Here is a 15,682-nt window from a genome sequence, read left to right as displayed (position 1 = left end):
AACCGATAGTATCTTATACAGAATAGGAGAAGTAGATGAGTTCAGGTAAAATTGCTCAGGTTATCGGTCCCGTTGTAGACGTCATGTTTGCAGCAGGTGAGAAACTACCAGAGATTAATAATGCACTTGTCGTCTACAAAAATGACGAAAGAAAAACAAAAATCGTCCTTGAAGTAGCCTTGGAGTTGGGAGATGGTATGATTCGTACCATCGCTATGGAATCAACTGATGGCTTGACCCGTGGTTTGGAAGTATTGGACACAGGCCGTCCAATCTCAGTACCAGTTGGGAAAGAAACTCTAGGACGTGTCTTCAACGTTTTGGGAGATACCATTGACTTGGAAGCTCCTTTTGGTGAAGATGCAGAGCGTCAGCCAATTCATAAAAAAGCACCAACTTTTGATGAATTGTCTACCTCTTCAGAAATTCTAGAAACAGGGATCAAAGTTATCGACCTTCTTGCCCCTTACCTTAAAGGTGGTAAGGTCGGACTCTTCGGTGGTGCCGGAGTTGGTAAGACCGTATTGATCCAAGAATTGATTCACAACATTGCCCAAGAACACGGTGGTATCTCAGTATTTACTGGTGTTGGGGAACGTACTCGTGAAGGGAACGACCTCTACTGGGAAATGAAAGAATCAGGCGTTATCGAAAAAACAGCCATGGTATTTGGTCAGATGAATGAACCACCAGGAGCACGTATGCGTGTTGCCCTTACTGGTTTGACAATCGCTGAATACTTCCGCGATGTAGAAGGTCAAGATGTTCTTCTCTTCATTGACAACATTTTCCGTTTCACACAAGCTGGTTCAGAAGTATCTGCTCTTTTGGGTCGTATGCCATCAGCCGTTGGTTATCAGCCAACCCTCGCAACAGAAATGGGTCAATTGCAAGAACGTATCACGTCAACCAAGAAGGGTTCTGTAACCTCTATCCAAGCCATCTACGTGCCAGCGGATGACTATACTGACCCAGCGCCAGCCACAGCCTTCGCTCACTTGGACTCAACAACTAACTTGGAACGTAAATTGGTTCAATTGGGTATCTACCCAGCCGTTGACCCACTTGCTTCAAGCTCACGTGCCTTGGCACCTGAAATTGTTGGAGAAGAGCACTATGCAGTAGCTGCTGAAGTGAAACGTGTGCTTCAACGTTACCATGAGTTGCAAGATATCATCGCCATCCTTGGTATGGATGAACTTTCTGACGAAGAAAAGACTTTGGTTGCTCGTGCACGTCGTATTCAGTTCTTCTTGTCACAAAACTTCAACGTTGCGGAACAATTTACAGGTCAACCAGGATCTTATGTTCCAGTAGCTGAAACTGTTCGTGGCTTCAAGGAAATTCTTGACGGTAAATACGATCATTTGCCAGAAGATGCCTTCCGTGGAGTAGGTTCAATCGAAGACGTTATTGCTAAGGCTGAAAAAATGGGATTTTAAGAGGTGATCTATGGCACATTTAACTGTCCAGATCGTGACACCAGATGGCCTCGTCTATGATCACCATGCCAGCTTTGTATCGGTACGAACTCTGGATGGTGAGATGGGGATCTTGCCACGACATGAAAATATGATTGCGGTTCTAGCAGTTGATGAAGTAAAGGTTAAACGCATCGATGATGATACTCATGTGAACTGGATTGCAGTAAACGGAGGAATTATTGAGATTGCTAATAATGTCATTACCATTATTGCTGATTCAGCTGAACGTGCGCGCGATATTGATGTTAGTCGTGCAGAACGTGCTAAACTTCGTGCAGAACGTGAAATCGAAGAAGCACAAGACAAACACTTAATCGACCAAGAGCGCCGTGCTAAAATTGCATTGCAACGTGCTATTAACCGTATCAATGTCGGAAATAAATTATAAAATAAAAAATGAACTTGTAAAACAAGTTCATTTTTTTATGCCCTATTTATTGAAACTTATGCAGACTGCTTCAGGAACATGAAATTCATTAGAGAGTTCTGCCAGTCTACCAGTTTCAGGATTGCGCTTAAAGACTGTCGCGTTATCAGAATCCTGGTGAACAGCGATAAGGAATTCTTGGTCAGGTGACAAATCAAAATCACGTGGATTTTTCCCATTGGTTGGAACAACCTCTAATAATTCCAAGCTTCCATCTGCTAAAATGCTATAAACAGCGATAGAATCATGGCCTCGGTTAGAAGCGTAGAGGAATTTGCCATCTTTAGAAAGACGAATAGCCGCAGTACCATTAAAACCACTATAGTCATCTGGTAAGGTTGAAATGACCTGCATTTGTTCAAATTCTCCAACTCCATCGTAAATCAATACTTCAATCGTACTGTTGAGTTCACAGATGAGATAAGCAATCTTGTAGTGGTGGTGGAAAACAAGGTGACGAGCACCAGCGCCGGGATTACAATTATAAGTTGCTAGTTTCGTCAACTTTCCTTCTAGATCGACATCATAGGTAATGACCTCGTCAGTACCCAAGTCACAAGTTACCAAATATTGGTCAGGAGTTAAATCAGTATAGTGTACGTGGGGAGAAGCTTGGTTTTCATGTGGACCATGGCCAGCATGTTGAACTTTGTCAGCCAATTCAAGACTGCCATCTTCTTTACGTTTATAAACTAGGACTTGGCCTTTATGGTAGTTAGCGCCATAGACTAGACTACGTGTCTCATCAACTGCAACATAGCAGTGAGGAGCACCTTCTTCAACGACGTGGTTCAGAAGGATACCATCAGTTTTGTATGCTGCGATTCCACCTTTGTCATCCTGGCTTCCAACAGTATAGAGATGCTGTTGCTGATCAAAGGCTAGGTAGGTCGGACTCGGCTCGCTTGCAAATAGTTCTAGATTTGAGAGCTTGCCAGTCTCAGTATCAAAATCAGCCTTGTAAATCCCTTGGGAAGTACGTCGTGTATAGGTTCCAAAATATACTATTTCTTTCATATTCATACCTCTAGAAAAAATATAATTCAATTATAACATAAAAGGGCCTGTTAGATGAAAAATCTAAGTCAGAAAAAAGAGCTCTCACTAGTCAGGAAGACAAATTTATCCTTTGCTAAAAGACTATAAAAACCCCTTATTTTTCTTAAAACATGGTATAATGTTAGAACAAAGGAAAGGAAGAAAAAATGGAACAAAAAGAGAAACAATTTACCTTATCTTGGTTTTTTAAATGGTTTTTAGACAATAAGGCTGTTACAGTTTTTTTGGTAACTTTGTTGTTAGGTCTCAATATCTTTATTCTCAGTAAAATTAGCTTTTTATTTATCCCAGTTATAGACTTTTTATCAGTAGTGATGTTGCCGGTGATCTTATCAGGTCTACTTTTCTACCTCTTGAATCCACTAGTTGATTTGATGGAGAAGTATAAGATAAACCGTGTCTTAGCCATTAGTATTATCTTTATCATTATTGCCATTCTCTTGATTATTGGACTAGCCATTGCGATTCCAAATCTTCAACGTCAAGTAGTCATTTTTGCACAAAATGTACCAAGTTATCTCGAAGATGCTGACAGAGTTATTGATGACCTTGTAACCAAGCGTTTACCTGATGATTTTAGACCCCAACTAGAACAAGTTCTTGCTAATTTTTCAACACAAGCAACTGCTTGGGCAAGTAATATTTCTTCTAAGGCTGTCAACTGGGTGAGTGCTCTTATCAGTGGAACTTCACAGGTCATTGTCGCTCTCATTATCATGCCATTTATGCTCTTTTATCTCCTTCGAGATGGAAAAGGACTTAGAGACTATATTACTCAATTTTTACCAAATAAATTGAGAGAACCAGTTGGTAAGGTATTAACAGATGTCAACCAGCAACTAGCTAACTATGTAAGAGGACAAATCGCAGTGGCTGTGATCGTCGCTATCATGTTTATCGTCTTTTTCAAGATTATAGGACTTCGGTATGCTGTTACTTTAGGGATTACTGCCGGTATTCTCAATTTAGTTCCTTATCTAGGTAGTTTTCTTGCTATGATTCCAGCCCTGGTTTTGGGTCTGATTGCGGGTCCTGTTATGCTCTTAAAAGTTATTATCGTTTTTATTGTAGAGCAAACTATTGAAGGACGTTTTGTTTCTCCACTGATTTTAGGTAGCCAATTAAATATTCACCCAATTACGATTCTTTTTGTACTATTAACTTCAGGGTCTATGTTTGGCATTTGGGGTGTATTGCTAGGTATTCCAATCTACGCTTCTGCAAAAGTAGTTATTTCAGAAATTTTTGATTGGTATAAAGGAGTTAGTGGACTTTATGAGCCAGTAGAGGAGACTGAAGGTGAACAATAGTCAACAAATGCTCGAAGCTTTGGAGCACCAAGACCTGTCAAAAGCAGAATCTTTTTTCCAAAAAGCTTTAGAAGAAGATTCAGATGAGGTTCTTCTTGAACTTGCTGCTTATTTGGAAGGGATTGGTTTCTTCCCACAAGCAGCACAAATCTACGAGAAATTAGCACCAAAATTTCCTGAAGTCTATATCAATTTAGCTGCTATAGCTGGTGAAGATGGACTTATCGAAGAAGCTTTTGATTATTTAGAGAAGATTGGTCCGGAAAGTGAATGGTACGTATCTGCTCTTGCCTTAAAAGCAGATTTATATCAAATGGAAGGATTGACAGATGTTGCGCGTGAGAAGCTCCTAGAAGCTCGTAGCTACTCTGATGACCCTCTCCTAATATTTGGACTAGCTGAGCTAGATAGCGAGCTAGGAAACGATTTAGAAGCCATTAAAGGCTATGCTCAATTAGATAATCGTCTTATCTACGATCAAACTGGAATTTCGACCTATCAGAGAATTGGTCTTGCTTATGCACGTTTAGGTAAGTTTGAATCTGCAATAGAATTTTTAGAAAAAGCCTTAGAATTAGAATATGATGACCAAACAGCCTTTGAGCTTGCAAGTCTCTATTTTGACCAAGAGGACTACCAAAAAGCAACCTTATACTTTAAACAATTGGATACTATTTCCCCAGATTTTGAAGGGTATGAGTACGGCTATAGTCAAGCACTGCATAAAGAACACCAAACAGAAGAGGCACTGAAAATAGCGCAACAAGGCCTGTCAAAAAATCCTTTTGAGACGCGGCTCTTACTCCTTGCATCTCAGCTATCTTACGAGTTGCATCAACCGGAGCAAGCAGAAGCATATCTGCTACAAGCACAAGAGAATGCTGATGACCAGGAAGAAATTTTGCTACGTTTAGCAACCATCTACCAAGAACAAGAAAGATACGAAGATATTCTAGCTTTAGCAGTCTATGATCCTGAAAACCTCTTGACTAAATGGATGATTGCTCGAAGTTATCAAGAGACTGAAGAATTAGATGCAGCCTATGATCTCTATAAGGAACTTGCTACTGACCTCAAAGACAATCCAGAGTTTTTGGAGCAATATATTTATTTATTAAGAGAACTCGGCAAGTTAGAAGAAGCAAAAGGATACATCCAAGCTTATCTTCACTTAGTTCCAGATGATATGCAGATGCAGGAATTGTATAACCATTTAATGTAAGATATCCCTAATAATCGCCTTTAAAGAGGCGGTTATTTTTTGTAGACTTATTTAAATAAAATTCAAGTATCAGTATTCAAAATAAATAGATATAGTATGAATTTTTGATAATTTTTTGATATAATTGTTATAGTTATAAGTTGAATAATAAAATTAGTAAAAATAGAAAGATTGGAAATATGACAAAAGTAAAAATTGTAACGGATTCTTCAGTTACTATTGAACCAGAAGTGGTTAAAGAATTTGATATTACTGTTGTTCCATTATCTGTCATGATTGACAGTGTCCTTTATTCGGATGCAGATCTTGAAGAAGGAGAATTTCTTCGCTTGATGCTCGCTAGTAAAAATCTTCCTAAGACCAGTCAACCACCAGTTGGACTCTTTGCAGAGATTTTTGATGAATTGGGTAAGGACGGAAGTCAGATTTTGGCTATCCATATGTCCCATGCTTTATCAGGAACTGTTGAAGCTGCTCGTCAAGGAGCAAGTTTATCAACAGCAGATGTCACTGTTTTAGACAGTTCATTCACAGATCAGGCATTGAAGTTCCAAGTTGTAGAAGCTGCTAAACTAGCTCAAGAAGGAAAAGACTTAGAAACTATCCTGGAGCATGTAGAAGATGTCAAAAATCATACAGAACTCTACATCGGTGTTTCAACTTTAGAAAACCTCGTTAAGGGAGGCCGCATTGGTCGTGTTACCGGCTTGTTGAGCTCTTTACTAAATATTCGAGTAGTTATGCAGATGAAAGACCATGAGCTTCAACCGATTGTTAAGGGCCGTGGTTCTAAAACCTTTAAGAAATGGTTGGATGAATTAGTAGCCACATTATCAAATCGTTCAGTAGCAGAGATTGGTATTTCTTATGCAGGTACAAATGAATGGGCAAACGAGATGAAAGCTGTTCTACAACCTTTCGTTGAAAAACCAATTTCAGTCCTAGAAACAGGCTCAATTATCCAAACTCACACCGGAGAAAATGCCTGGGCAATCTTAATTCGCTATAATTCCTAAAAAAATGTAGAAAAATTGAAATAAAAGGTGTTTTTGACTTGACCTAAAAGGAATTTTAGGTTATGATTATAAGTGTTAATTAGAAATAATTTTGGAGGATTCATTAACATGGCAAACAAACAAGATTTGATCGCTAAAGTAGCAGAAGCTACAGAATTGACTAAGAAAGATTCAGCAGCAGCAGTTGACGCTGTTTTCGCAGCAGTAACTGAGTTCCTTTCAGCTGGTGAAAAAGTTCAATTGATCGGTTTTGGTAACTTTGAAGTTCGTAAACGTGCAGCTCGTAAAGGTCGCAACCCACAAACTGGTAAAGAAATCAAAATCAAAGCTTCTAAAGTTCCAGCATTCAAAGCTGGTAAAGCTCTTAAAGAAGCAGTTAAATAATGATTTTATAAAAAACCTATTAATCAAGCGTCAAGCTTGGTTAGTAGGTTTTTTTGTTTTATAGAGAACTTGCAATAAAAGTAGAAGTGGAAATAAGAATTGAAACTATTATAAGCTATGATAAAAAATATAGATTGAAAAATAAATGAAACAAAAAAACAACTCCGAATCGAAGTTGTTTTTGTTCGACCGTATACAAGTGATGCGGTTGATTATTTGAGACCGTATTTTTTGTTGAAACGATCCACTCGTCCATCTGCTTGAGTGAACTTTTGACGTCCAGTGTAGAATGGGTGTGAGTCTGATGAAATTTCCACACGGATCAATGGGTAAGTTTCGCCTTCGAACTCAACAGTTTCGCTAGAGCGTTTTGTTGAACCGCTAAGGAATTTGTAACCAGTAGTTGTGTCCATGAAGACAACTGGGCGATATTCTGGATGGATATCTTTTTTCATTTTGCAATATTTCCTTTCTGCCATGGTCTCTTTGCGAGCCATAGATTGTTACCATACTAGTCTATCAGATTCTGAAAAGTTTGGCAAGCTTTTTATCTATTTTTCAGCAAGTTTTTTAATTTTTGGTAGATGAGCTCATTCTCTTCTAAACTATATGAGTTTGCGCCACTAGCAAGGGGATGGCCACCGCCATCATGTTCTTTTGCGACACCATTGATAGGGACAAATTTACTGCGAAGACGGACGCGATAGTGACCATCTGCTTGCTCCACAAAGATTCCCCAAAGGCTAACAGTATCAATACGGCCTGGAGCTCCAACGATGGCCGCTGTTTCCGCATCAGTAACCTCGTATTTCTTCAAGATTTCTTGGGTGAGAATAACACGCGCAGCTCCATTTTCATCAACTTCTAAATGATCATAGACATAACCCTGGAGTTTGGCAATCTTAAAGTTCATAGTATCCATTTTACGAGTCAATTCAGCGTAGTCAAAGTTATGTTCTCTGAGTTGACTTGCGATACGAAGCGTACGTGCAGAAGTAGAAGGGTAGAGAAAACGGCCAGTATCACCAATAATTCCAGCGCAGAGCATTTTAGCAGCGTAGTCAGATAATTCTAAGTTAGTTGCTTCAGCAAAGAGAGAAATCATCTCACTCGCACTGCTTGAATTAGTATCTACCCAAACAATATCGCCGTAGACTTCGTCATTTGGATGGTGGTCAATTTTGATAATAGTCTCAGCCTTAGTGTATCGTTTATCATCAATACGTGCTGTGTTTGCTGTATCACAGATAATGGCAAGTGCCCCTTGATAGTCTGTGTCCTCTACCTGATCCATTTTAGCAAGCCAAGTTAAGGTTGGTTCATTAAAACCAACTACTTTTATCGTTTTTTCAGGAAAATGATGCTCAAGCAAGGCTTTTAATCCTACTTGGCTGCCCAAAGCATCTGGATCTGGTTTCATATGACGGTGAATGATAATCGTATCGTATGCTTTGATTTTTTCTAAAATTTGGTGACAAATTTCCATAATGAACCTCAATTCTTTCTCATTTCATTTTAGCACAAGAGTTTTTATTTTTAAAATGAAAAAGATGTGATATAATGGAGAAAGATTAATTGAGGAGGACCTTATGGCATTAGCAAAAATTGTATTTGCCAGTATGACCGGTAATACTGAAGAAATCGCTGATATTGTAGCAGATAAATTAAGAGAATGTGGTTTAGATGTCGATGTTGATGAGTGTACAACTGTTGACGCTTCTGACTTTTTAGAGGCAGACATCGCCATTGTAGCAACTTATACATACGGAGATGGAGAATTACCAGATGAGATGATGGACTTCTACGAAGATCTAGCGGACCTCAACTTGAGTGGTAAAATCTATGGTGTAGTCGGATCAGGTGATACTTTCTACGATGAATTCTGTAAAGCTGTTGATGACTTTGACCGAGTATTTGTAGCAACAGGAGCTGAAAAGGGTTCAGAGTGCGTTAAAGTTGACCTTTCTGCTGAGGAAGAAGATATTGAACGCTTGGAGCAATTCGCAGAAGAATTAGCTGCTAAAGTGGGATAAGCATGAAGTTGCACTGATGAACATTATCAGTGCAGTTTTTATTCATGAGGCTTAAGATTTTACTAGCCTATGTAGTGCTTTTTTGGGACTATAGTTCAATTAAAAAAGGAGACCCTATGGATTTAGAGATTATTAGACAAGAAATCGATAAAATCGATGACCAAATCGTCCAACTGTTAGAGGAGAGGATGCATTTAGTTGAAGGAGTAGTTGCCTATAAAAAGGCTTCAGGAAAACCTATTCTAGATACTAAAAGAGAAAAAGTTATCTTTGAGAAAGTCAAAAGTCGTGTAGGCAATAAAAAATACGAAGATACAATTGTAGCGACTTTTTCAGATATTCTCAAACGTTCACGTGATTATCAGGATAAAACAATCAAATGAAAAAAGAACAATTCTATCCACTAGGAATCTTTCTAGCTGCCATGTTAGGAGGATTAGTCCGTTATCAGATATCTAAATGGTTACCAGCGAGTCCAGACTTCCCATGGGGAACATTGATTGTCAATTATCTAGGGATTTTCTGCTTAGTCTATCTTGTGAAAGGATATCTGGTTTCTAAAGGAACTAGTAAAGGAGTCATTCTAGCGCTTGGCACAGGGTTCTGTGGTGGCTTAACGACATTTTCTAGTCTACTATTAGATGCAGTGAAATTGCTGGACACAGGGCGGTACCTTAGTTTGGTTACATATTTGCTCTTGAGTGTCGGAGGAGGACTTCTATTTGCTTATTGTCTAGGGAGGAAGAAATGGTAGTAATCTATCTAGCACTTGCTTGTGGACTGGGTGCCCTTGTCCGTTATTTCTTTTCACGTTATAATCAGGGTTCAGTACTACCTCTAGGAACTCTCATAGCCAATATTCTGGGCTGTTTTCTGATTGGCTTATTTTACAATCATGTAGAGTCGAAAGAAATTTACTCTGTACTTGCAACTGGTTTTTGTGGTGGCTTGACCACGTTTTCAACCTTGAATGATGAACTCCAAAGACTACTTAGTAACAAGAAGGCATTTTATAGCTATGTATTATTAACCTACTTGCTTGGTTTTTTGGCGATTTTTTTGGGAATTTTGCTTTAAATTTCTTTACATTTTCTAGGAAATTTGGTAAACTGTATCTTGTGTGTAATGGACGCACAAAAATACAGTTTATCCGCTGAGGAAGTTTCCTCAAGATTGACAAAGATAGGAGAATAAAATGAATCCATTAATCCAAAGCTTGACTGAAGGTCAACTTCGTACAGATATCCCTTCATTCCGTCCTGGTGATACTGTTCGTGTACACGCGAAAGTTGTCGAAGGAAACCGTGAACGTATCCAGATTTTTGAAGGTGTTGTTATTGCACGTAAAGGTGCTGGCATCTCAGAAAACTACACAGTTCGTAAAATCTCTAACGGTGTAGGTGTTGAACGTATCTTCCCAATCCACACTCCACGTGTTGAAAAGATCGAAGTTGTTCGTTACGGTAAAGTACGTCGTGCGAAATTGTACTACTTGCGTGCTCTTCAAGGTAAGGCAGCTCGTATCAAAGAAATCCGTCGTTAATTCGATGATAAAAAACTCTGCTCATACGGCAGGGTTTTTCTCTAGCTCCCTTAGTTCAATGGATATAACAACTCCCTCCTAAGGAGTAGTTGCAGGTTCGATTCCTGTAGGGAGCATTACAAGAAGCGTAAAGAAACATAAAGAATATTCAAAGTCTTTATTTATAGGCAATCATCACAATTTATTTTTTTAAAATAGGATAGTATATTTTGTTTTTTTGACCAAACGTTGACCAAAATTTGACCAAAAATGAATTAAATATAAAATTAAGTGGATCATATAGCTGGTCTATTTTATTTTGTGTTTAATATGTATAAAAATTTGAATTGTCTATCTAAAAGTGATACAATAGATATACAAGATAAAAAGGAGAATTGATATGTCACAAATTGCTGTAAGAGTTGATGATCAGTTAAAAAAAGAAGCAAATGCGCTTTTTAATGAATTAGGTTTGGATATGTCAACTGCTGTAAAATTATTTTTAAAGCAAAGTGTTTTAACTAAAAGTATTCCTTTTAAACTTGCTTTAGATGAATATTCAAAAGAAGAAGTAGAGCAAGCAAAGAAAGATATTCAAAAATTAGTAAAAGAAAAATCAGAAGTTGTGAAGCTGGATTTTAGTAAACAAGAAGATATTGATAGGTTCTTTGGTGAAGAATAAAGATATTAGAGGTTAAAATGGAAAGACTAGAAGAATACTCAATATTGATAGCAAGAATTGAATATGCTGATGGATCAGGTTCAAAATCTCGTCCTGCAATGGTTATTGAGTTTAATGATGAAGTCATTAAGACTTATCGTCTGACTACAAAATATGAAAATAAGTCAGATAAAATAAAGGCAAAATATTTTGAGATTATTGATTGGTTTAAAGCAGGTTTAGAGAAGCCTTCTTGGATTGATACTGTTCAAGCCTATGAGATAGAAAGAGAAAGTGTTAGAATAAAAATCATAGGAAGTTTAACGGATAGAGATATAATGCGTTTGAAAGAATTCTTGTCAAAAGTTGATTAGGAGAAAGAAAATGGAAATAAAAGATGTGGTTTATTATAATTCTGTACCTCAATTCTTAAAACCAAAATTAAATTATTTTTTAAGGGACTTCTTAAATGATTATTCTGATTATATAGAAGATATGGAAGCTGGTTCAAATTTTGATACTGAAGTTGAATATGAAGGTGATTTAGAGGTCTATTTTGTTAAATTTGTGTTTAGAAAAAAAGGTGGGGGAATTTTTGGTTATTTAGAAAGTGAGTTAGTTATTTATTGCAATAATGAGTTATGTTTAACTGCAAAAATGGAGTAAAAAATGAAAAAACACTATCATTAGATAGTGTTATTTTTTTTGTTTTCATTATAAAATTGTGTGGCTATTTCTTTAACGTAGTTTTCATACTTGGAAGGAATATCAGCATTTTTGAGATAGTCCTGATAATTGAAGCTATCGTCTATTGGATATTCGCTGTTCACTAAACTCATAAAATCAAGAATTCGTCCTTTTTCGCTAGTATTTTCTATATGATTTTTAAAGGTATCTATTTGAGATAGTGAGTTGTTAGAATCATCATTGATTAGATGGTGTTTCTCATGTAGTAGAACGTTTATTTTCTCGATTTCTGATGTATCGGCTCGAAGAAAGATGAAGTGTTTATTCTTTGCTAGAACGTATCTTCCTTTAGTGGATAGGTCTTTAAGAATGATCACTTTGCAATTTAGGTGTTCAATCTCATTTATAACTTTGTTTAGATTCATAGTTATTTTTTATTTGAAAAGTATTCGTTTAGATAATTCTTTATAATTTCTCTATCGTGATCTGTGATAGGTGTACCATCATAGGCTACTGAATTATCAATAGCAGAATCAAGATCAATATCTGATTCAGGATCAGGAATATCAGTTTTACCTAGAAGATAGTCTGTTGATACATTATAAAAATCTGCAAGTTTTTGCATTGTTTCTATGTTGATCTTTTTTTTACCACTTTCAAATTGCTGGTATGCTGGTTGAGTTATATTTAAGAAATTAGCAATTTCTTTTTGTGTATATTTTTCTTGTTGTCTTAGCTTTTTTAGTCGATCATAAAACATATTTACTCCTTTTTAAAATTTTTTAAAAAAATTTTAAAAAAACTATTGACAAAATAAGCTATGGGTTATATAATAGGTATATAAGCAATAGCTTATAAGAATTAAGTATTGATTTCTTAATTCAAGTCCATTGAAAATTTAATAAAAAACGTGTCAGACAACAACGAATCATTGACTAACACGATTAAATGTAGCAATTTAATTATAAGTGAAAATTAGTAAAATGTCAAGGTGTGTCTGATGGTAGATATAGTTTGTGGAGTTTAGCTATTAAAACTAGAATAAATCTAGCTTTTTTCTTGGTGTTGTTATAAGTGATTTTTTTCTAAACTTTTTTCACTTGTTCCCACAATACCTTTCAATTATCGTTTGATAAGTTCTCAAAAATACCAAACTTTAAGCTAGATTCCGTAAACTATATCTATTAATCATCATTGATCACGTTGGGTTTTTCGTCCTTTCGCCTGAGTAGATAAGAAAAGGGAACTGACGGCTGTGGTGCAGTCAATGATACTTTGTAGAGGTAGCTAGAGTGAGATAGTGAGGCTATATCGTATGGTCGGTGTGTAAGAGTAAAAACTTGCTAATGCCTTAGGGTAAGGAAGAGGGGGTATTGAGTTATCCTTAAATCTGTGACCGTGGCGAAGGGAGTAAGCTATAAAGCTGAAAGTGTGCGAAGATAAGAGCATACACAAAAAGAGTAACAAGAAAAGGCTTTGAAATATAAGCCTTTTTATTTTTACTCAAAAAGGAAATTAACAATAAAATTTATTGTTAGTTTTCACAAGAGAATAGGATTTATTCTTTTATGTGAATTAACAATAGAAAGAAAGAGGGTATTTTTATAAGAGAAATTTTAGAAGGTTATATTCTTTTCCTGAAAAAAGGAATTGTATTTTGGTTAGAATGTCATTTGAAATTATTGATCGTTTGTTTGAAAATTTTAAGTGTGTTGATAATAAATTTGATGTTCTGTTTGTTATTTGTGATGATTTCTAATAATGATCTATTTGGTTTTGTATCGTATTTATTTATTCTAGTAGCTGGAAGTTTTTGTTTTTATCTAATAGATCGTGATAGAAAGTAAGATAATTGAAAGAGGTGTGTTAAAATCGTATCTATTGAGTGGAAGGGAGAAGATGATGTAAGAACATATTCAGAAGAATGGATTCGTAGGGAATACCTGCGAATATATAGTAGGTTCTGCTGGAATCTAAAAATTTATGCTCACGTTAAGAGGGGCGCTGATGTTTATGTATCGTCTAAAAAATGTTGTGAAGAATTGTATAGGAAGTTATATGCTATGGGTCAATTAACGAATACTTTTTATCGTAAGATTGATAATCGTATTGATCGTACTTATAACCATTTTTTAGAAACTGGAGAAATTATTGAATTTGGCTAGGAGAAAAAATGAAAGTTAAATCTTCAATATTGTTACTTTCAACGGTAACTTTGCTTGCTTATGGCAATAGCGTAGTTCATGCTGACAGTGGTTGGGAATCAAAAATCTCACAACTGGAAAGACAGAAAGAAGAAATTGCTAAAAAGAATGGTGTTACTGGTTATGCTAGTGATGGTCGCTGGTATTCTTTGGTTGAATCCGAAAATAAGATTAAAGAATTAGAAGCGAATCTCAATCAACTTAAAACTCCGTATAGTGAAAAAAATACTATCAAGGTGAGTTCAGAATATGTTCAGGCTCTTAAAGATTACTACAACTATAAGAAAAGTGATTCTGAAAGAGATAGGGCAGAAGCAATATTAAAAGCAGAAAGTAAGAAATTACGTTTACAGGAAGATAATTTTATCTCGAATGTTGTTGATCAAGTAGAAGTTTATGATGTCAATAATCTTCCTAAAGATGTGAAAATTGAATTGAATTATTTTGCTTTAAATATGCTGAATCAAGTCAGAAATCAGATGGGCTTACCTCAATTAACTTTGGCCAATTCGTCTATTGATTTTGCTGACAAGCTATCTAATAAGGTTCGTGAAGCTGATAGGAGTGTTTTTGATTGGCATTATGTCAAGGGTATCAATGATATAGCTAGAGAATATGGTTTACCTACCTCTAGTAAAGAAGATGAAGAACGAGAAACAGGTGGACAGTTCTATGAAAATTCATTTGCTTTGAGTGGTGTCACAAGTGATATGACTAAAGTAGATATGAAAAAATGGATTTATTATTCTATTGTAGAATTTTTGTATAATGGTTCTGAGTTTTCTCATGCTCAATCAATAGCTGGTCTAAATTATGGTAAAAGTTATAAGAATGAATATCTTGGAATATCTTTACACTATCTTAAAGATGGGTTAGGTATTAGCTATGTTACTGTGTCTGATAACGAATTATCAAAAGCGAATAAGTCTACCTTTAAAAAAGATAGTCCTTCGAATACTACTGAAAACAATAGAAAATCATTGTTATCTATAAAAGAAAAAGAATTGCAGACTGAAAAAGGTAAGTATGAGAAGATTAAGGCTGCGTATGATAGCTATGATAGTATTGATAAAAAAATAAAAGAAGAAAAAGAAAAGGAGAAAAAAGAAAAGGAGAAAAGAGAAGGGCAGAACAAAAAGAATGATGTACCTGTTAAACCTTCAAAACCTGCTGTTCAAAACAAGGAAAAACCGAATGATTCTAGTAAGAAAAAGGTTAACTCTGTTATTGAAAAAAATGGGTGGAAAAAAGAGAATGGTTATTGGTATTATTACAAAAATGGGAATCGTGTAACTAATTCATGGCAGGGTTCATACTATCTGAAGTCAGATGGTAAGATGGCTGATAATGAATGGATTTATGATTCGTATTATAGTTCTTGGTTTTATTTAAAATCAGGTGGTGCTTATATAAATAGTGCATGGTATTATGATTCGTATTATCAATCTTGGTATTACTTTAGATCAGGTGGATATATGGCTAAGAATAGCTGGCAGGGTTCATACTATTTGAAGTCTAGTGGTGCTATGGCTAAGAATGAGTGGGTTTATGATTCATATTACGGTGGTTGGTACTACTTGAAATCTAATGGCGTTTACGCTTGGTCTGAGTGGATTCAAGGTAGGTACTGGGTTGATTACTCAGGAAGATGGGTATAGTCTTTAAAGTCAGTT

20 protein-coding genes and 1 tRNA gene are annotated in these 15,682 nt (G+C 36.1%); 16 read left to right on the top strand and 5 right to left on the bottom strand.

Annotated elements, in window-relative coordinates; genetic code table 11:
• The first annotated feature begins 35 nt into the window (after positions 1-35).
• Together atpD and AC3E9F_RS05750 are read left to right on the top strand one after the other, a co-directional pair.
• Entirely contained in the window at positions 36-1,442 is a 1,407-nt protein-coding gene (gene atpD / locus AC3E9F_RS05755; protein WP_036757320.1) for a F0F1 ATP synthase subunit beta, read from the top strand.
• A gap of 10 nt (positions 1,443-1,452) precedes the next feature.
• Positions 1,453-1,872 (top strand): F0F1 ATP synthase subunit epsilon, encoded by a 420-nt coding sequence (locus AC3E9F_RS05750; RefSeq protein ID WP_006148659.1) that lies wholly within the window; start codon positions 1,453-1,455, stop codon positions 1,870-1,872.
• A 42-nt stretch (positions 1,873-1,914) separates the two neighbouring features.
• Here the strand turns inward: AC3E9F_RS05750 and AC3E9F_RS05745 are convergent, their stop codons facing one another.
• Complete coding sequence (locus tag AC3E9F_RS05745; protein ID WP_263393483.1) at positions 1,915-2,928, bottom strand: lactonase family protein; 1,014 nt, start codon at positions 2,926-2,928, stop codon at positions 1,915-1,917.
• 188 nt (positions 2,929-3,116) lie between these two features.
• On the opposite strand from AC3E9F_RS05745, the gene AC3E9F_RS05740 reads away from it, so the two are divergent.
• From AC3E9F_RS05740 to AC3E9F_RS05725, 4 genes are all read left to right on the top strand, one after another.
• Positions 3,117-4,280 (top strand): AI-2E family transporter, encoded by a 1,164-nt coding sequence (locus AC3E9F_RS05740; RefSeq protein ID WP_214261800.1) that lies wholly within the window; start codon positions 3,117-3,119, stop codon positions 4,278-4,280.
• Positions 4,270-5,502, top strand: coding sequence for a tetratricopeptide repeat protein (locus AC3E9F_RS05735; RefSeq protein ID WP_263393484.1), 1,233 nt, complete (start codon positions 4,270-4,272; stop codon positions 5,500-5,502). Before AC3E9F_RS05740 ends, AC3E9F_RS05735 begins: the two co-directional genes overlap by 11 nt.
• 179 nt (positions 5,503-5,681) lie before the next feature.
• A complete protein-coding gene (locus tag AC3E9F_RS05730; protein WP_263393485.1) occupies positions 5,682-6,518 on the top strand; it encodes a DegV family protein in 837 nt (278 codons plus the stop codon).
• A gap of 108 nt (positions 6,519-6,626) precedes the next feature.
• Positions 6,627-6,902: an HU family DNA-binding protein gene (locus AC3E9F_RS05725; RefSeq protein WP_004253345.1), complete on the top strand. Its 276-nt coding sequence runs from the start codon at positions 6,627-6,629 to the stop codon at positions 6,900-6,902.
• A 212-nt stretch (positions 6,903-7,114) separates the two neighbouring features.
• On the opposite strand, the gene AC3E9F_RS05720 is transcribed toward AC3E9F_RS05725, so the two are convergent.
• Together AC3E9F_RS05720 and AC3E9F_RS05715 are read right to left on the bottom strand one after the other, a co-directional pair.
• Entirely contained in the window at positions 7,115-7,357 is a 243-nt protein-coding gene (locus AC3E9F_RS05720; RefSeq protein ID WP_004253349.1) for a type B 50S ribosomal protein L31, read from the bottom strand.
• Positions 7,358-7,449: 92 nt separating this feature from the next.
• Positions 7,450-8,388, bottom strand: a complete 939-nt coding sequence (locus AC3E9F_RS05715) for a DHH family phosphoesterase (protein ID WP_263393486.1) — start codon at positions 8,386-8,388, stop codon at positions 7,450-7,452.
• Between the two features lie 103 nt (positions 8,389-8,491).
• On the opposite strand from AC3E9F_RS05715, the gene AC3E9F_RS05710 reads away from it, so the two are divergent.
• The 9 genes from AC3E9F_RS05710 (at position 8,492) to AC3E9F_RS05670 (ending at position 11,784) form a co-directional block, all read left to right on the top strand.
• Positions 8,492-8,935, top strand: coding sequence for a flavodoxin (locus AC3E9F_RS05710; RefSeq protein WP_263393487.1), 444 nt, complete (start codon positions 8,492-8,494; stop codon positions 8,933-8,935).
• Between the two features lie 116 nt (positions 8,936-9,051).
• Complete coding sequence (locus AC3E9F_RS05705) at positions 9,052-9,318, top strand: chorismate mutase (protein ID WP_263393488.1); 267 nt, start codon at positions 9,052-9,054, stop codon at positions 9,316-9,318.
• Entirely contained in the window at positions 9,315-9,689 is a 375-nt protein-coding gene (gene crcB, locus AC3E9F_RS05700; protein WP_263393489.1) for a fluoride efflux transporter CrcB, read from the top strand. The genes AC3E9F_RS05705 and crcB (AC3E9F_RS05700) overlap by 4 nt, the downstream gene beginning before the upstream one ends.
• Positions 9,683-10,012, top strand: a complete 330-nt coding sequence (crcB, locus tag AC3E9F_RS05695; protein ID WP_263393490.1) for a fluoride efflux transporter CrcB — start codon at positions 9,683-9,685, stop codon at positions 10,010-10,012. The genes crcB (AC3E9F_RS05700) and crcB (AC3E9F_RS05695) overlap by 7 nt, the downstream gene beginning before the upstream one ends.
• A 118-nt stretch (positions 10,013-10,130) precedes the next feature.
• Positions 10,131-10,478: a 50S ribosomal protein L19 gene (gene rplS, locus AC3E9F_RS05690; protein ID WP_001068669.1), complete on the top strand. Its 348-nt coding sequence runs from the start codon at positions 10,131-10,133 to the stop codon at positions 10,476-10,478.
• Between the two features lie 44 nt (positions 10,479-10,522).
• Positions 10,523-10,594, top strand: a tRNA-Arg gene (locus tag AC3E9F_RS05685).
• 263 nt (positions 10,595-10,857) lie between these two features.
• Positions 10,858-11,139, top strand: a complete 282-nt coding sequence (locus tag AC3E9F_RS05680; protein WP_490672917.1) for a type II toxin-antitoxin system RelB/DinJ family antitoxin — start codon at positions 10,858-10,860, stop codon at positions 11,137-11,139.
• Between the two features lie 17 nt (positions 11,140-11,156).
• Positions 11,157-11,492: a hypothetical protein gene (locus AC3E9F_RS05675; protein ID WP_490672916.1), complete on the top strand. Its 336-nt coding sequence runs from the start codon at positions 11,157-11,159 to the stop codon at positions 11,490-11,492.
• Positions 11,493-11,502: 10 nt separating this feature from the next.
• Positions 11,503-11,784: a hypothetical protein gene (locus AC3E9F_RS05670; RefSeq protein ID WP_263393806.1), complete on the top strand. Its 282-nt coding sequence runs from the start codon at positions 11,503-11,505 to the stop codon at positions 11,782-11,784.
• A gap of 20 nt (positions 11,785-11,804) precedes the next feature.
• On the opposite strand, the gene AC3E9F_RS05665 is transcribed toward AC3E9F_RS05670, so the two are convergent.
• Positions 11,805-12,230, bottom strand: a complete 426-nt coding sequence (locus AC3E9F_RS05665) for an ImmA/IrrE family metallo-endopeptidase (protein WP_490672915.1) — start codon at positions 12,228-12,230, stop codon at positions 11,805-11,807.
• A 2-nt stretch (positions 12,231-12,232) separates the two neighbouring features.
• On the bottom strand, positions 12,233-12,565 hold the full coding sequence (locus tag AC3E9F_RS05660; RefSeq protein WP_490672914.1) for a helix-turn-helix domain-containing protein: 333 nt from the start codon (positions 12,563-12,565) through the stop codon (positions 12,233-12,235).
• Between the two features lie 1,413 nt (positions 12,566-13,978).
• Here AC3E9F_RS05660 and AC3E9F_RS05655 point away from each other — a divergent pair.
• Entirely contained in the window at positions 13,979-15,667 is a 1,689-nt protein-coding gene (locus tag AC3E9F_RS05655) for an SEC10/PgrA surface exclusion domain-containing protein (protein ID WP_490672913.1), read from the top strand.
• Positions 15,668-15,682: the final 15 nt, after the last annotated feature.

The organism is Streptococcus sp. SCPM-O-B-15277 (M60) (genome assembly GCF_058200335.1).
The sequence above is the reverse complement of the archived record's forward strand: the minus strand, read 5'-3'. Positions and strand labels throughout refer to the sequence as shown.

Coding starts and splice junctions, on each gene's coding strand:
- crcB (WP_263393490.1), top strand. CDS start 9,683: ATGGTAGTAATCTATCTAGCACTTGCTTGTGGACTGGGTGCCCTTGTC.
- AC3E9F_RS05665 (WP_490672915.1), bottom strand. CDS start 12,230: ATGAATCTAAACAAAGTTATAAATGAGATTGAACACCTAAATTGCAAA.
- AC3E9F_RS05705 (WP_263393488.1), top strand. CDS start 9,052: ATGGATTTAGAGATTATTAGACAAGAAATCGATAAAATCGATGACCAA.
- AC3E9F_RS05720 (WP_004253349.1), bottom strand. CDS start 7,357: ATGAAAAAAGATATCCATCCAGAATATCGCCCAGTTGTCTTCATGGAC.
- AC3E9F_RS05655 (WP_490672913.1), top strand. CDS start 13,979: ATGAAAGTTAAATCTTCAATATTGTTACTTTCAACGGTAACTTTGCTT.
- AC3E9F_RS05660 (WP_490672914.1), bottom strand. CDS start 12,565: ATGTTTTATGATCGACTAAAAAAGCTAAGACAACAAGAAAAATATACA.
- AC3E9F_RS05670 (WP_263393806.1), top strand. CDS start 11,503: ATGGAAATAAAAGATGTGGTTTATTATAATTCTGTACCTCAATTCTTA.
- atpD (WP_036757320.1), top strand. CDS start 36: ATGAGTTCAGGTAAAATTGCTCAGGTTATCGGTCCCGTTGTAGACGTC.
- AC3E9F_RS05750 (WP_006148659.1), top strand. CDS start 1,453: ATGGCACATTTAACTGTCCAGATCGTGACACCAGATGGCCTCGTCTAT.
- AC3E9F_RS05730 (WP_263393485.1), top strand. CDS start 5,682: ATGACAAAAGTAAAAATTGTAACGGATTCTTCAGTTACTATTGAACCA.
- AC3E9F_RS05725 (WP_004253345.1), top strand. CDS start 6,627: ATGGCAAACAAACAAGATTTGATCGCTAAAGTAGCAGAAGCTACAGAA.
- rplS (WP_001068669.1), top strand. CDS start 10,131: ATGAATCCATTAATCCAAAGCTTGACTGAAGGTCAACTTCGTACAGAT.
- AC3E9F_RS05675 (WP_490672916.1), top strand. CDS start 11,157: ATGGAAAGACTAGAAGAATACTCAATATTGATAGCAAGAATTGAATAT.
- AC3E9F_RS05740 (WP_214261800.1), top strand. CDS start 3,117: ATGGAACAAAAAGAGAAACAATTTACCTTATCTTGGTTTTTTAAATGG.
- AC3E9F_RS05710 (WP_263393487.1), top strand. CDS start 8,492: ATGGCATTAGCAAAAATTGTATTTGCCAGTATGACCGGTAATACTGAA.
- AC3E9F_RS05680 (WP_490672917.1), top strand. CDS start 10,858: ATGTCACAAATTGCTGTAAGAGTTGATGATCAGTTAAAAAAAGAAGCA.
- crcB (WP_263393489.1), top strand. CDS start 9,315: ATGAAAAAAGAACAATTCTATCCACTAGGAATCTTTCTAGCTGCCATG.
- AC3E9F_RS05715 (WP_263393486.1), bottom strand. CDS start 8,388: ATGGAAATTTGTCACCAAATTTTAGAAAAAATCAAAGCATACGATACG.
- AC3E9F_RS05745 (WP_263393483.1), bottom strand. CDS start 2,928: ATGAAAGAAATAGTATATTTTGGAACCTATACACGACGTACTTCCCAA.